General features: G+C 52.9%; 12 protein-coding genes. 8 read left to right on the top strand and 4 right to left on the bottom strand.

Features of this window, described 5'->3' with window-relative positions; translation table 11 throughout:
• The first annotated feature begins 96 nt into the window (after positions 1-96).
• Positions 97-873 (top strand): ferredoxin--NADP reductase, encoded by a 777-nt coding sequence (locus JHL22_RS02220; RefSeq protein ID WP_200233367.1) that lies wholly within the window; start codon positions 97-99, stop codon positions 871-873.
• 136 nt (positions 874-1,009) lie between these two features.
• Here the strand turns inward: JHL22_RS02220 and JHL22_RS02225 are convergent, their stop codons facing one another.
• Positions 1,010-2,830, bottom strand: coding sequence for a UvrD-helicase domain-containing protein (locus tag JHL22_RS02225; RefSeq protein WP_200233369.1), 1,821 nt, complete (start codon positions 2,828-2,830; stop codon positions 1,010-1,012).
• A gap of 161 nt (positions 2,831-2,991) precedes the next feature.
• Here JHL22_RS02225 and JHL22_RS02230 point away from each other — a divergent pair, with 161 nt between their 5' ends.
• From JHL22_RS02230 to JHL22_RS02240, 3 genes are all read left to right on the top strand, one after another.
• A complete protein-coding gene (locus JHL22_RS02230) occupies positions 2,992-5,163 on the top strand; it encodes a malate synthase G (RefSeq protein WP_200233371.1) in 2,172 nt (723 codons plus the stop codon).
• A 251-nt stretch (positions 5,164-5,414) separates the two neighbouring features.
• Positions 5,415-5,951, top strand: coding sequence for a PepSY domain-containing protein (locus JHL22_RS02235; protein ID WP_200233373.1), 537 nt, complete (start codon positions 5,415-5,417; stop codon positions 5,949-5,951).
• Positions 5,936-6,736 carry a phosphodiester glycosidase family protein gene (locus JHL22_RS02240; RefSeq protein WP_234041058.1) on the top strand — a complete coding sequence of 267 codons (801 nt, stop codon included), beginning with the start codon at positions 5,936-5,938 and terminating at the stop codon, positions 6,734-6,736. The genes JHL22_RS02235 and JHL22_RS02240 overlap by 16 nt, the downstream gene beginning before the upstream one ends.
• Before the next feature lies 1 nt (position 6,737).
• On the opposite strand, the gene JHL22_RS02245 is transcribed toward JHL22_RS02240, so the two are convergent.
• The 3 genes from JHL22_RS02245 to JHL22_RS02255 form a co-directional block, all read right to left on the bottom strand.
• Entirely contained in the window at positions 6,738-7,667 is a 930-nt protein-coding gene (locus JHL22_RS02245) for a pseudouridine synthase (protein ID WP_200233375.1), read from the bottom strand.
• A gap of 61 nt (positions 7,668-7,728) precedes the next feature.
• A complete protein-coding gene (gene pntB, locus JHL22_RS02250) occupies positions 7,729-9,114 on the bottom strand; it encodes a Re/Si-specific NAD(P)(+) transhydrogenase subunit beta (protein WP_200233384.1) in 1,386 nt (461 codons plus the stop codon).
• 1 nt (position 9,115) lies between these two features.
• On the bottom strand, positions 9,116-10,627 hold the full coding sequence (locus JHL22_RS02255) for a Re/Si-specific NAD(P)(+) transhydrogenase subunit alpha (protein WP_234041077.1): 1,512 nt from the start codon (positions 10,625-10,627) through the stop codon (positions 9,116-9,118).
• A gap of 332 nt (positions 10,628-10,959) precedes the next feature.
• On the opposite strand from JHL22_RS02255, the gene JHL22_RS02260 reads away from it, so the two are divergent.
• From JHL22_RS02260 to JHL22_RS02275, 4 genes are all read left to right on the top strand, one after another.
• The gene (locus tag JHL22_RS02260; RefSeq protein ID WP_200233388.1) at positions 10,960-12,183 is read left to right on the top strand and encodes an MFS transporter; all 1,224 of its coding nucleotides are present in this window, start codon (positions 10,960-10,962) and stop codon (positions 12,181-12,183) included.
• Positions 12,184-12,265: 82 nt separating this feature from the next.
• A complete protein-coding gene (locus tag JHL22_RS02265; protein ID WP_200233391.1) occupies positions 12,266-13,255 on the top strand; it encodes an ABC transporter ATP-binding protein in 990 nt (329 codons plus the stop codon).
• 1 nt (position 13,256) lies between these two features.
• Positions 13,257-14,192, top strand: coding sequence for an ABC transporter permease (locus JHL22_RS02270; protein WP_200233393.1), 936 nt, complete (start codon positions 13,257-13,259; stop codon positions 14,190-14,192).
• A complete protein-coding gene (locus tag JHL22_RS02275; protein WP_200233395.1) occupies positions 14,189-15,127 on the top strand; it encodes an ABC transporter permease in 939 nt (312 codons plus the stop codon). The genes JHL22_RS02270 and JHL22_RS02275 overlap by 4 nt, the downstream gene beginning before the upstream one ends.
• The last annotated feature ends 1 nt before the right edge of the window (position 15,128 follow it).

A 15,128-nucleotide genomic window follows, 5' to 3' on the forward strand; every position in this document is an offset into this window, starting at 1 on the left:
TAAAAGAAGATTGTTTGATTATATTCAAGAAATGATTTTGCTTTCTTTTGTAGAATAACAGATTCTTTTTCAATAACTCCAACAGGTCAATCGTTTATGGCTGCTGCTTTTCTTGAAGGCAAAGTATTAAGTGTCCACCACTGGACAGATCGCCTTTTCAGTTTCACTACTACCCGAGACCAGGCCCTGCGCTTCAGCAATGGCCATTTCACCATGATTGGCTTACCGGTTAATGGCAAACCGCTACTGCGTGCCTACAGTATTGCCAGCCCCAACTACGAAGAACATCTCGAATTCCTCAGTATCAAGGTCCCCGACGGCCCGCTTACGTCACGTTTGCAGCACATCAAGGTTGGCGACAATATTATTATTGGCCGAAAACCTACCGGCACGCTACTAATAGATTATCTCTTGCCCGGCAAACGCCTGTACTTGCTGTCTACCGGTACCGGTCTGGCGCCTTACCTGAGCATTATCCGCGACCCTGAAACCTATGAGCGTTTTGAAGAAGTCATCCTGGTTCATGGTGTCCGTTTCGTTAACGAACTGTGCTATCACGATTATTTCATTAACGAATTGCCCAACAACGAATTCCTGGGCGAAATGGTCAGCAATCAGCTTAAGTATTATCCTACCGTTACCCGCGAACCTTTCCGCAATGAAGGCCGCATTACCAACCTGATCAACAACGGAAAACTATTCAGCGACCTGGGTATACCCACCCTTAATGCCGAAGAAGACCGTATCATGATTTGCGGTAGCCCCGGCTTGCTACGCGACCTCAAACCCATGCTGGAAGAACGCGGTTTCGCAGAAGGCAGCACCTCTAAACCGGGTGCCTATGTGGTTGAACGCGCTTTCGTTGACCAATAAAACCGTCAGCAGCCAACTTGCGACAATGTATACCGCCCGCGTGAAACTGCCACCTGTCATCCGCCCAAAAGCGATACTTTAAGGCTGACCTGCACAACGCGGGCGGTAAACACCATAAAATCGCTGTCAATCCCAGCTAACCGGCTAAAAGAAACAGCGATTTTTTCGCGCGGGTAATGGCCACATAAAAACGGTTGCGTTCTATCGCATCATCATTGCCCCGGATACTAAACCCCCCAAGCCGGGCGTTATAGACCAGTACCTCATCAAATTCTCGTCCCTTGGCTTCACTCACCGTATAAAACCGGATACCACCCCGTGTTTTCCAGCTTGCCAAAAGCCGGGCATACAGGGCCGGCCATTGCTCGATACTTGCCTGCCGGCCAGACAAAAACTGCAACAAGCCCTGCCATGAGCGCCAGGCCGTCTGTTCCAATACCCGGTTCTGGTTGGCTCCCAGGCTGAACACCCCCGACATCCGGGCAAAGGTTTCCAGCTCTGCCACCAGCCCGGCTTTTGAGTCTTTTTGTTCAAGCCACCACTGCAGGGCGTTTTTCATGTCATCGGAAAAGGCTTCTCCTTTCACCGAACCACCCCGCAAATGCAAATCCAGATACATGCGCAAACTGCCCGGTGTCGCCTTATGGGCAATTTCATGCTTGGCCTGCTCATCCAGCAAGCAATGCGGCAGGCTTAAAAACTGCAACACCGCCTCATCCATTTTTTTAACCATGGGGGCCAGCCGGGGAAACCGTACCGAATATAAATAAACCAGCATGCTGGCGGCAAACGTATTCACCAACGGATAGGCCAATGCAGGGCTGCTGTCGCTACTATTGAACAGGTCGAAGGCGGCACTAACCCTGTCTGCCCCATTGCGGCAAACCACCACCAGATGCGACCAACGCGCAGGCTTGATCTGTGGCAGCAAATCGGCCATCGTCCCCGTGACGGCTGTCATCTCTGTTTTATGCCTTGCCATTGACTGCAATGACCGGCCTGTCAGCTTGCCGGCCAGCTCGGCCAGGGCATTGCCAAAACGGTACGTTTGCAGGGAATGAATAATACGGGCCGAATAATGCTGTACATAGGTATCAAACACCGCATCGGTATCGGTGCCGCGCCAGGCAAAAATATTCTGCATGCGATCGCCAACCGCCAGAATGCGCGCCTGCGGACTTAATATCCTGAACAGGAACGCCAGCTGCAAAGGGGTCGTATCGTGAAACTCATCAATAAACACAAACCGGTAGCCACCCATAAAGCGCTCATCCAGAGTGTCGGACTCCAGCCGCTCCAGCAAGTCAAACACCGCTTCGGAAATAAGCCGGAACCCGAACACCCCGGTTCGTTGGGCGGGCGCCACGTAAGGATCCAGCAGAAGGCTTTCCGTGCCTGCCTCGGGCCCGGGCCAATGGGCACGGTATGAGTCATAAGCATAAAAAACGCGTTGCACGAAACGGTAATCAAAATGAAGCTTGCCCTCGCAAATGAACTCGCAATCTTCGCTAGACTCGGCCTCCCAGGCCCGCGAGGCCCGGAAAAAATCCAGGTCCGCCATGAGCGCACTCATGTGTTCTTCATTAATCTGCGGTGCCGTGAATGCCCAGTCAAAACCCGCTTCACAGGCCTCTTCCACCAGTTGCGGCAACAAGTCCCGCACGACGGCAGCGCGGTCCAATACATAGCGTTCATCACCCAGACGGCGCAACAGCTGGTGCGCCAGGCCGTCAATCGTGCTAATGGTCAGATTGGGTTGTTCGGCCGACACCAGTCCCCGTTTTTGCATATAAGCACTTAATACATCGCGTCCGGCACGACTGAATGTCATCAACAATGTCGGGGCTCCGGGCACACAGTGCCTGGCCTCTTCCGCAATCAGGGTAGATTTCCCGCTACCGGCCACGCCTTCGACCAGCAAGGCCTTTTCAGGATAATGATTGAACAGGTTTTGCATGAATCAATGCTTCCGTTTATAAACTCAAAATAAATATTGCTTTTTACTAAAAGTAAAAACTATGTTTACCCCAACTATCTTGAGGCTTATACTGCATCGCGTCATAATAGCATTGACGCATTATCCAACTATACTCGTGAATCATAATGATGGAGCCAAACATGACCAACCGAATCCAATGCCACCGTTTGCAAGTTGCCACGGTACTGAAAGAATTTATTGATACCCGCGCACTGCCCGGAACCGGCGTCGATCCCGATGCGTTCTGGAAAGGCTTTGATGCCCTGATTCACGACCTGGCCCCTGAAAACAAGGCGCTGCTTGCCGAGCGCGACCGCATCCAGGCTGAATTTGACAGCTGGTACCGCAAAAACCCCGGCCCCATTAAAAACATGGATGCCTACAAAAACTTCTTAAAAGAAATCGGTTACCTGAAAGACGTGCCGGCCGATTTCAAGGTCAGCACCTCAAATATCGACTATGCCATTTCCGACCAGGGCGGCCCGCAGCTGGTGGTTCCCATTACCAATGTCCGCTATGCGCTGAATGCGGCCAATGCCCGCTGGGGCAGCCTGTATGACGCCCTATATGGCACCGATGCCATCAGTGAAGAAAACGGCGCCAGCCGCGAAGGCGGCTACAATCCGGTTCGTGGCGAAAAAGTCATTGCCTACGGCCGCGACTTCCTGGACCAAAGCATTCCCCTGGCCAAGGGTTCACATAAAGACGTCACGCAATATAGCGCAGACAACGGCGCGTTTACCGCCACCCTAAATGATGGTAGCCAAACCGGGCTGTCCGATCCCGATTGCTTCCTGGGCTATCGTGGTGATGTCGCCAACCCTGAAGCCATCATCCTGAGCCATAACGGCCTGCACTTCGAAATCCAGATTGACCGCAACCACCCCATCGGCAAACAAGACCCGGCTGGTGTCAAAGACCTGCTGCTGGAAGCCGCCTTAAGTTCCATTATCGACTGCGAAGACTCCATTGCCGCCGTCGATGCCGACGACAAGGTACTGGCCTACAGCAACTGGCTGGGCTTAATGGATGGTACCCTGGCCGAAGAAATTACCAAGAACGGCAAAACCTTTACCCGGGTCCTCAACCCTGACCGTGTATTTACCGCCAAATCAGGTCAAACCCAGTCACTTTCCGGCCGCTCCATGATGTTCATCCGCAATGTGGGGCACCTCATGACCAACCCGGCCATCCTTGATGAAAACGGCAATGAAGTGCCCGAGGGCATTATGGATGCGGTCATCACCAGTCTGGCAGCCATCCACGACCTTAAACGCAAAGAAGGCGGCAACTCGCGCACCGGTTCCATCTATATCGTGAAACCCAAAATGCATGGCCCCGACGAAGTCGCTTTCGCCAACAAACTGTTTAACCGCACCGAGCAACTGCTGGGCCTGGCGCCCAACACCATCAAAATGGGTGTCATGGACGAAGAACGCCGGACCAGTGTCAACCTGAAAGCCTGCGTTTTTGAAGCCAAAGAACGCATCGCCTTCATCAATACCGGTTTCCTTGATCGCACCGGCGACGAAATCCATACGTCCATGGAAGCCGGCCCCATGATCCGCAAGGGCGACATCAGGAAAACCGCCTGGATCGACGCCTACGAGCGTAATAACGTACAAACCGGGCTGGCCTGCGGCCTGGTGGGCAAGGCACAAATCGGCAAAGGCATGTGGGCCATGCCCGACTTAATGGCCGCCATGATTGAACAAAAAATCGGCCACCTGAAAGCCGGCGCCAATACCGCCTGGGTACCCTCACCCACCGCCGCCACCCTGCATGCGCTACATTACCATCAAATCAATGTCAAAGAAGTCCAGAAAAGTCTGGAAGGCGACACCACCAACTATCTGGATAACATCCTGACAATTCCCGTGGCTGAAAACACCAACTGGACCGATGCCGAGAAACAGGAAGAACTTGACAACAATGCCCAGGGTATCCTGGGTTATGTGGTGCGCTGGGTTGATCAGGGTATTGGTTGCTCCAAAGTGCCCGATATCCACGATATCGGCTTAATGGAAGACCGGGCGACCCTGCGCATTTCCAGCCAGCACATTGCCAACTGGCTGCGCCATGGCATTGTGACCGAAAAACAGGTACGCGACACGCTTGAACGCATGGCCGCCGTGGTTGACAAGCAAAATGCAGGCGATCCGGCTTACCGGCCCATGGTTGGCAACTTTGATACCTCGCCCGCCTTCAGGGCAGCCAGTGACCTGATCTTCAAAGGGCTCACCCAGCCTAACGGTTATACCGAGCCCCTCTTGCACCACTGGCGTCAGGTCGCCAAGGCACAATACCGCTAACAGCACGCCCATTAATAAACCCCATGCACTTGCCGCCAGGGCATGGGGTGCGACCAAGGTTAAGTAACAAAAAGTCAATTTCATTTCCAATGAAATTGACAGAACTTAAGCGAAAAACCATTAAAATCAACGCTATTGCTTGCCTTATCTTTTTGAATGGTAGTAAACTCAAACGCTTAGGATCATCAAAACGTCGTTTTTCCCGCATGGGATTCCCAACCAGACACACCACGTCACCCAGGATCAAGACGATGGAAAAGGTCAATTCAGATACTAACATGCAAACCCCGAACACCCCCTATTCAGGGCAAACAAAAGGCGCCGCTGCCGGCATGCGCTGTCGCTGGTATTTTTATCTGGCCCTGCTGCTTATCCCGGTTCTTACCATTCTGGTCTGCAACGCCATTTCCAATTTCTACAATACCCATATCGACACTTGGGCCTACCATGACCGGTTTTATGTCGAAACGCAAAACCAGGATCTCATTCCTTCACAAATCCTCTACGAAGAAGCCCGCAAATATCTTCCCGCCAATGCCATTCTGGTCAGCGCACAACTGGATCAGGCCCCCGACCGCAGTGCCCATTTCAAATTCAAGGTAAACGGCCTTTATAACCAAAGTATCTTCCTTAACCCCTATACTGCCGAAGTGCTTGGCGTACTGGATGGCCAGCAATCCAATGCCCGGTTCTGGATAGGTACCGCCATTTACTGGCTGGCCCTGTTAGTAAGCTGCTGGCTGGCCTTATGGAGCGCACTCCGGATAGAACGTTGTCGATCTTCCTGAACATGCTTCATGTGTTCCTGCTCCGCCTCTTGCTGCCACTGGGCCTTTTGCTATCCGCCCAAGTACATGCCAATGAACCGGTCAGCCCATGCGTACAGTATGAAACGACAGACCAGAACCGGGTGCATATTGCCAAGGTAGACCTGCACTGTCCCGGCATCCAGATCATTGGCACCCCCGTCAAGCAGTCCAGTCAAACCACGTCCAACTTTGCCTTTCCCAACAAAACAACCGTTGCCATCAACGGGGCTTTTTTCGATGAAAAGAGCAAACCACAGGGCCTGAATGTGAGTAATGGCATCCGCTGGCCCGGCAGCTACGACACCATCCACCACTCTTTTCTGGCCTGCACTATTGAAAACCGCTGTTTTATAGAGGCCCCCAACCGCAAAACCGCCCATAATCCCGCCTGGCATACGGTTATCTCGGGCTGGCAAACCCTTAAAAATGGCCGTTATATCTGCCCGCGCGGTAGCCAGAAAATCTGCCATTCAAATGCCCGTGGCCAACACCCACGCACGGCGGTGGGCTTAAGTAACAACCATCGCTATTTATATCTGGTCGTAGTGGAAGGCCGCAAAACCGATTTTCAGGGATACACCCTGAATCAGCTGGCACGCCTGTTTAAAAAGCTGGACGTAAACAATGCCCTGAACCTGGATGGGGGCGGCAGCAGCACCATGATTATCAATCGCACCCGCGTTAATGAACTGCCCTCACGGCAGTTTTTCCTGGAGCGCAATGTCGCCAACCATCTTGGCATTATCGACACCACACCCCATTAGCCTATTCTTGGGTTTTGTTAATATCGGCCTGCATTTCCAGCGTTCGACGGCTTTCAAAAAAGCGGGTCTGCCCGGTGACCGGATCGGTAAAGCCAATTGAACGGGCCAGTAGCTGCAAGGGTTTATCAAAACGACCATCTTCACGGGCTGGCAACATGGCGGGATATGACGCATCATTGCAAATGGGCATGCCCAGGCCATTCATGTGTACCCGCAGCTGATGCTTTTTACCAGTCAGCGGTTCAAGCAAATAATGGCCCAATGTCCCGTTATGATTTAACAGGCTGATACGGGTACGGCTGTTGGGTGCCTCGGCAGATTCTTCCATGGTGAAATACTGCGCACTTTTACGAATATGGCTCTCGCGTATCAGGGGAAACGCCAGGCTGGCCCTGAAAGGAGCGATGGCCTCATAGGTTTTATGAACCTCACGCGTCTGGAACAATATCTGGTAGGCTCCCCGGTAACGCTGGTTGGTACAAAAAAGTAGCAAACCGGCCGTATCCCGATCAAGGCGGTGAATCGGACTGAGTTCGAAGTTATTCAACTGTTTGCGCAGGCGGATCAGGGCGGTTTCCTGCAAATAACGCCCCCCCGGAATGCTGGCCAGAAAATGCGGTTTGTCGGCGACCATCAGATATTCATCCTGGTACAGCACCTCTAGCACAAAGGGTACATTCACTTCGGCAGGCACTTCACGGTAATACCACAGCCAGCTGTCCGCCACAAAAGGGCTGTCCAATCGCATGGGCACGCCAGTGGCATCCACCATATCCCCGCGAGCCAGGCGTTCACGCAAAATATCAGGGGGTATGTACGGAAACTTAAGCAGCAAAAAACTGAACAAATCAGGCCATTGCTGCGCTCGCGGCAAATACAGGCGGCTGGGTACAATACCATCGCGCACGGGCAAGGGAAAAGATTGAGACATGAAGATAAAAACAGGGCTAAACCGTAAAAAAACGATTATAGCCCTGCGGGTGCCATCTATATTACAAAGCCCGTAATATGGACTCTACCGTGCCTTTCGCATCACCAAAACACATGAAACTGTTGTCTTTGAAGAACAGCGGGTTTTGCACACCGGCATAACCCGTATTCATGGAGCGCTTGAACACGATAACCTGTTGCGCTTTCCAGACTTCAAGAACCGGCATGCCGGCAATCGGGCTGGCCGGGTCTTCGTTGGCCGCGGGGTTCACGGTATCGTTGGCACCAATCACCAGCACCACATCGGTATCGGCAAAGTCCTCATTGATTTCGTCCATTTCAAGCACGATATCGTAAGGCACCCTGGCTTCGGCCAACAGCACGTTCATGTGACCGGGCAGCCGACCCGCCACCGGATGAATGCCAAAACGCACCTTAATCCCTTGATCACGCAAGTGCTGGGTAATTTCAGCTACCGGATACTGCGCCTGGGCCACGGCCATGCCATAGCCGGGGGTAATAATAACCGAGCTGGCGTTTTTCAGTATGTCTGCCACTTCTTCAGGCATCATCTCACGGTATTCGCCCATTTCCTCATTGCCACTGCTGGCAACGGCATCATTGCCAAAACCACCGGCAATGACCGAAATGAAAGACCGGTTCATGGCCTTGCACATGATGTAGGAAAGAATCGCCCCCGATGAACCCACCAAAGCGCCCGTCACAATCAGCAGGTCGTTGGACAGCATGAAACCGGCAGCGGCCGCCGCCCAGCCCGAATAGGAGTTAAGCATGGATACCACCACCGGCATGTCGGCACCCCCGATGGAAGCCACCAGATGCCAGCCAAACGCAAGCGCGATGAAGGTCATGAGAATCAGGGCAAAGGTTGAACCACCCGAAGCAATAAATTGCCACATCAGCAGGAATGACACCAGCAAGGCCAGCGCATTAAGCTTGTGACGATGTGGCAGCATTAAGGCCTTAGAGCTGATGGAACCGCGCAGTTTACCAAAAGCGACGATGGAGCCCGTAAAGGTTACCGCACCAATAAACACGCCCAGGAAGACTTCACCCAGGTGAATGTTCTGCATGGCAGCTGACACCGTACCATGGCTGTCGGCCGTGATATAGCTGTTGTAGCCTACAAAAACCGCTGCCAGACCCACAAAGCAGTGCAACATGGCAATCAGCTCGGGCATTTGTGTCATTTCAACTTTTTGCGCCAGCCGCATCCCGATGGCACCACCAATAACCATGGCAACGATAATCCAAACCAGGCCTTCTACGTTCTGGCTGAAAATGGTGGCCAGCAAGGCAATCGCCATCCCGGCGATCCCGAATGTATTGCCGTTGCGGGCGGTTTCCTGTTTTGACAAACCGGCCAAGCTGGCAATAAATAACAATGCGGCAATAATATATGCCGCCATAACCAAACCTTGAGACATATTATTCACCCTTGTCTTTTCTGAACATTTTCAGCATGCGCTGTGTAACCAGGAAACCACCTGCGATATTAATACTGGCAATCAGAATGCCAATAAATGCCAGCGCACTGACCAACCCGTTGCCATGACCAATTTGCAACAGGGCACCCACCACAATAATGCCGGAAATGGCATTGGTAACCGACATAAGCGGTGTATGCAGGGAATGTGTTACGTTCCAGACCACGTAGTAACCCACCACGCAAGCCAGAACAAAGACAGTAAAGTGAGCCAGGAACTCGGGGGGTGACCAGGCACCGGCCAGGCCAAACAGCACAAGCAGTACGGCCAGTACCCCCAGCTTGAAACGGGCAGATTTCGGTTCAGCCTTTTTGACTGCGACAACCGGCTTGGCGGCGGCAGGTGCTGCCGAGACACTGATGGCCGGGGGCGGAAAACTAATATCACCCTGGGTAATCACGCTCATGTTGCGCAACACCACATCTTCCTGGTTGATATCAATCTGGCCGTCTTTTTCCTTGCACAGCAATTTGCTTAAATTGACCAGGTTGGTGGCGTACAGCTGCGAAGACTGGGCCGGCAAGCGGCCGGGTAAATCAGTGTAGCCCACTATCTTGACGCCGTTATCGGTCACGAAGACTTCGCCCGCACGGGTATATTCGCAATTACCGCCAGCAGCGGCAGCCATGTCCACAATGACTGAGCCCGGTTTCATGCTGTCCACCATATCACGGGTAATCAGCTTGGGCGCCGGTTTGCCGGGAATTAAGGCAGTGGTAATAATGATATCCACTTCCTTGGCCTGTTCAGCAAACAGGGCCATTTCAGCACGGATGAATTCCTCGGACATGGTTTTGGCATAGCCGTCTGACGACGAGCCGCTTTCATCACCAAAATCCAGTTTCAGGAACTGCCCCCCCATGGATTCAATTTGCTCGGCCACTTCAAGGCGGGTATCAAAGGCACGTACAATGGCCCCCAAAGAACCGGCCGTACCAATCGCCGCCAGGCCAGCCACCCCGGCACCAATCACCAGCACCTTGGCGGGTGGCACCTTGCCGGCTGCCGTAATCTGGCCGGTAAAGAAACGGCCAAACTGGTGGGCCGCTTCAATAACAGCGCGATAACCGCCAATATTGGCCATGGAAGACAGGGCATCCAGGGACTGGGCCCGCGAAATACGTGGCACCATATCCATGGCCAGAACGTTAATCTTGTTGCCAGCCAGCTGTTGTACCAGTTCGGGATTTTGTGCCGGCCAGATAAAACTGACCAGCGTGCTGCCTTCCTGAAGCAGGGCTATTTCTTCATCGTTGGGGGCGTTGACCTTGTAAACCAGGTCTGAGCGCCAGACTTCTTGCCGTGCGCCTGTTTGTGCCCCGGCCTTTATATAAGCCTGATCATCAAAACTGGCCAACTGGCCAGCCGAATGCTCAATCATGACTTCAAAACCCAGCTTTTGCAGCTGCTCAACCGTTGCTGGCGTTGCCGCCACCCGGGTCTCCCCCTGCATGCTTTCTTTAGGTATACCAATACGCACCACATACCTCCTTATTGCTTATAAATAAAAAACGGTATCCATCAATTTTTTGTTTTTTTTATGATTGATTTTTTTCTAACGTAACATACTAATGTTTAATCATGTATAGATTTTTTAACCTGACTGTTTAATAATCTGTTCATGCATTAATATAGGCAAAAAACATACAGCTCACTGTATTCAAGCTGCTATACTCCTTCCCGAAATACGCAATACCAAATAAATACCCAATACAAGGATTGCGGCAATATTTGTCTTTCAAGCAAAATCCCTATCATTCACCAAACCCTTAGCTCCCCCCACTCATGACATCCGCCCACACTAAAAAACATCAACGGGACCTGATCTGGTTTCCAGTGGCACTGGTTCTTTTTGAATTTGCGGTTTATATTGGCAATGACCTGGTGCAGCCGGCCATGCTCACCATTACGCAAGAATTCAAGGTGGATGACAGCTGGGTTGCTTCCTCAATGTCGCTATATATCCTGGGTGGTGCCCTCTTTATGTGGTTAATCGGCCCCCTGTCAGACCGGTATGGCCGGCGCCGGGTCATGCTGGCCGGCACCCTGTATTACGCCATCACCAATATCCTGATCCTGTTCAGTGTCAATATAGAAAGCTTCATGCTCATGCGCCTGCTACAGGGCGTGTCACACTGTTTTATCGGGGCAGTGGGTTATGTCAGTATCCAGGAAGCCTTTCGGGAAAGCACAGCCATCAAAGTGATGGCACTCATGGCCAATATTGCACTCATCGCCCCCCTGCTGGGTCCGCTGGCCGGTGCTGCCCTCATCAGCTATGTGTCCTGGCACTGGGGCTTCATCCTGATTGCCGGCATTAGCTGCCTGAGCCTGATTGGCCTGTTCCGCCACATGCCGGAAACCGTCAACCTTGACGCCCCCAAAGAGTCCATCAGTACCGTCCTGAATCACTATAAAGCCACCTTGCGCAACCACAAATTCATGCAACTGGCCCTGTTCAGTCCCATTATCGGATTGCCGATGCTGGTCTGGATTGGACTGTCTCCGGTCTTTCTGGTCAAAGACCTGGGCCTGGACAACCTGGGCTATGCCAAATCTCAGCTTCCCATTTTTGCCTGCCTGATCCTGGGCAACCTGGCCCTGTCCCGCCTGTCTGGCAAAGTGCCGCTTGGCCAAACTGTCTACCATGCGCTACCACTGGTATTGCTAGGCGGGCTTAGCCTGCTGCTGGCCGGCCTGCTGCCTGCCTTTACCCTGACCGGCCTGATTCTGGGCATGAGCCTGCTGTCTTTTGCCCAAGGCTTGAGTTTTGCGGTCTTGTACCGCCTTACCCTACTCTCCTCAACGGCCCCTAAAGGCGTGGTGGCCGGTGCCATGAGCCTGATCATGATGTTCATGTCCGCCATCAGCATCGAGGCGTTCAAATGGCTTTATGTCAGCACCCATTTATCCTGGCTCTGCCTTGCCTGCGCTGCCCTGGCGGGCATCTATGCCTTGCTGACCCGTCCGGTCATGCGCCTGGCCATGCAAAAAATCGATCAGGCCTAACCCTTACCCCTGCGCCAGACCATGGTTTACGCCAACATTGCTGTTAAAATCGTCCCAACAAGACTTTTTTCATTCCATTGTCATGGCCATCCATAAGAACAATAAGCTGCCGCTGGTATCAGTCCAGGCACTCAAAAAACATTTCTTCCTCAACAAGCATCAAACCATCAAAGCCCTGAACGGTGTTTCGTTTGAGATCCATAAAGGGGAAACCTTCGGTCTGGTGGGTGAGTCGGGCTGCGGCAAATCCACGGTTGGACGCACCATCATGGGCCTGTACCCGCCAACTGCGGGCCAGGTCTACATTCATGGCAAAGACATCCACCAAGCCAGCGCGCAAGAAAACAAAATCAGGCAGCGCCAGATCCAGATGATCTTCCAGGATCCTTACGCCTCGCTTAACCCACGCGCCACCATTTTTGAAATTATTGCCGAACCGCTGGAAATTCACCGGGTTCACAAAAACAAAAATGACCTGCGCCAACACATTGACAGCTTGCTTAAAGAAGTGGGCCTGAATCCCGCCCACGCCCATCGCTATCCGCATGAATTCTCGGGTGGGCAGCGCCAGCGGGTAGGCATTGCCCGTGCACTGGCCCTTGAACCGGACATCATCATTGCCGATGAACCGATTTCAGCCCTGGACGTCTCAATCCAGGCCCAGATCGTGCTGCTGTTGCAACGCCTGCAACAGGATAAAAAACTAACCTACCTGTTTATTGCGCATGACCTGGCCATGGTGAAATACTTGTCAGACCGGGTCGGCGTCATGTACCTGGGCCAGATGGCTGAACTGGCCAGCAGCCATGAGTTGTATACCAACCCCCTGCACCCTTATACACAGGCATTGCTTTCCGCTATTCCGGTTCCCGATCCCGACCTGGAAAAAAAACGCCAACGCATTTTGCTCAAGGGTGAACTACCCAGTGCCATCAACCCGCCCGCCGGCTGTGTGTTTCATACCCGCTGCCCGCAGGCACAGGCTATCTGCCGGCAACAGCTCCCTGTCTGGCAAGAACACGCGCCCGGTCATTTTGCCGCCTGCCACCTTATTGCCGAAAGAAATCGCTAACATGAAAAACTACGTCATCAAACGATTCCTGCTCATGATTGGCACGATCTTTATCATCGCCTCGCTCACCTTTATCCTGATGCACCTGATTCCGGGCTCTCCCTTTGAGCAGGACCGGCAAACCAGCGCCGCCGTGCAAGAAAACCTGCGTGCCTTCCACCAGCTTGACCAGCCCCTGTACATCCAGTATTTCAGCTACCTGAAATCCATTGCCACCTTCAACTTCGGGCCCTCCATTGCCAGCCCTGACACCACCGTCAATGAATTAATTGGTCGCGGTTTTCCGGTTTCATTCGAACTGGGCTTATGGGCCATTGGCATTGCCCTGGTTTCCGGCCTGGTGCTGGGCGTCATGGCTGCGCTGCACCATAATGGCCTGCTTGACCACTTGTGCATGGGTATTGCCGTACTGGGCATTTCCATCCCCAATTTCGTGCTGTCCACCCTGCTGATCCAGGAATTTGCCGTCAATCTGGGCTGGTTTCCGGCCGCCACCTGGCGCACCCCCATGCATATGGTCTTGCCAGTGCTTGCATTGGCAACCGCCCCCATGGCTATTATTGCCCGGCTAATTCGTTCCAGCATGCTTGAAACGCTTACGCAAGACTACATCAAAATGGCCCGTGCCAAAGGCCTGTCACCCATGCGGGTGGTTATCCGGCACGCCTTACGCAATGCCTTAATGCCGGTGGTTACCCTGCTGGGCACCCTGATGGCGTCTATCTTAACCGGCACGTTCGTGATCGAAAAGATTTTTGCCATTCCCGGCATGGGCCGCTATTTCATCGACTCCATCAGCACCCGGGACTATCCCGTTATTATGGGCACCACCGTTTTCTACAGTACCATTCTGGTTTTCATGCTGTTTCTGGTTGACATGGCCTATTGCCTGCTAGACCCTCGCATACGGCTTCACCATCACAAGGGGCAAGCATGAAGCCGCACGAGCAAGACCTTTTCCCACCCGAATGGCTGCAACCGGCCATCAGGAATACCGGCGATCTCCACAATACGATTGAACGCCCTTATGTTTCCTACTGGCAGGATGCCTGGCAACGCCTGCGACGCAATAAACTGGCCATGCTTGGACTGGTATTTTTGCTGGCCCTGGTCAGCATGGCCATTTTTGCTCCCCTGTTCTCCCCGTATTCCGCCACCGCCCAGGACCTTAGAAACCAAAACCTGCCCCCTTCAGCCCTACATTGGTTTGGCACCGATGATCTGGGCCGCGATGTATTTACACGAACCTGGCAGGGCGCCCGGATCTCCCTGTTTGTCGGATTCATGGCGGCCCTGATTGATTTTGTGATTGGAGTTGCATACGGTGGATACAGCGGCCTGAAAGGCGGCAAAACCGATGCCATCATGATGCGTATTGTCGAGATCCTGTATGGCCTACCCTATTTGCTGATGGTCATCCTGTTAATGGTGGTCATGAAGCCCAGCCTGTTAACCATTATTATTGCCCTGACTATTACCGGCTGGATCAGCATGGCACGCATTGTGCGCGGCCAGGTGCTGCAACTTAAAAACCTTGAGTTTGTCACCGCCTCACGAACCTTCGGTGCCAGCACCGGCCGCATTATCCGCAAGAACCTGCTGCCCAACACCATGGGCCCCATTATTGTGCAAATGACCCTAACCGTACCCAGCGCGATTTTTGCGGAAGCTTTTTTAAGCTTCCTGGGATTGGGTATACAAGCTCCCCATGCCAGCTGGGGCGTCATGACTAATGATGCCCTACCCGTTATTTTGTCGGGTGACTGGTGGCAATTGTTTTTCCCGGCCCTGTTCATTTCCCTCACCATGTTTGCCTTCAATGTGCTGGGCGATGGCCTGCAGGATGCCCTGGATCCAAAACTGAAGAAATAGC

It is taken from the genome of Advenella mandrilli (assembly GCF_016595155.1).
Lineage (GTDB): Bacteria > Pseudomonadota > Gammaproteobacteria > Burkholderiales > Burkholderiaceae_B > Advenella > Advenella mandrilli.

Bases quoted from the DNA above. Each gene is read 5' to 3' on its own strand.
- JHL22_RS02220 (WP_200233367.1), top strand. From the start codon at position 97: ATGGCTGCTGCTTTTCTTGAAGGCAAAGTATTAAGTGTCCACCACTGG.
- JHL22_RS02225 (WP_200233369.1), bottom strand. From the start codon at position 2,830: ATGCAAAACCTGTTCAATCATTATCCTGAAAAGGCCTTGCTGGTCGAA.
- JHL22_RS02230 (WP_200233371.1), top strand. From the start codon at position 2,992: ATGACCAACCGAATCCAATGCCACCGTTTGCAAGTTGCCACGGTACTG.
- JHL22_RS02235 (WP_200233373.1), top strand. From the start codon at position 5,415: ATGGAAAAGGTCAATTCAGATACTAACATGCAAACCCCGAACACCCCC.
- JHL22_RS02245 (WP_200233375.1), bottom strand. From the start codon at position 7,667: ATGTCTCAATCTTTTCCCTTGCCCGTGCGCGATGGTATTGTACCCAGC.
- pntB (WP_200233384.1), bottom strand. From the start codon at position 9,114: ATGTCTCAAGGTTTGGTTATGGCGGCATATATTATTGCCGCATTGTTA.
- JHL22_RS02255 (WP_234041077.1), bottom strand. From the start codon at position 10,627: ATGCAGGGGGAGACCCGGGTGGCGGCAACGCCAGCAACGGTTGAGCAG.
- JHL22_RS02260 (WP_200233388.1), top strand. From the start codon at position 10,960: ATGACATCCGCCCACACTAAAAAACATCAACGGGACCTGATCTGGTTT.
- JHL22_RS02265 (WP_200233391.1), top strand. From the start codon at position 12,266: ATGGCCATCCATAAGAACAATAAGCTGCCGCTGGTATCAGTCCAGGCA.
- JHL22_RS02270 (WP_200233393.1), top strand. From the start codon at position 13,257: ATGAAAAACTACGTCATCAAACGATTCCTGCTCATGATTGGCACGATC.
- JHL22_RS02275 (WP_200233395.1), top strand. From the start codon at position 14,189: ATGAAGCCGCACGAGCAAGACCTTTTCCCACCCGAATGGCTGCAACCG.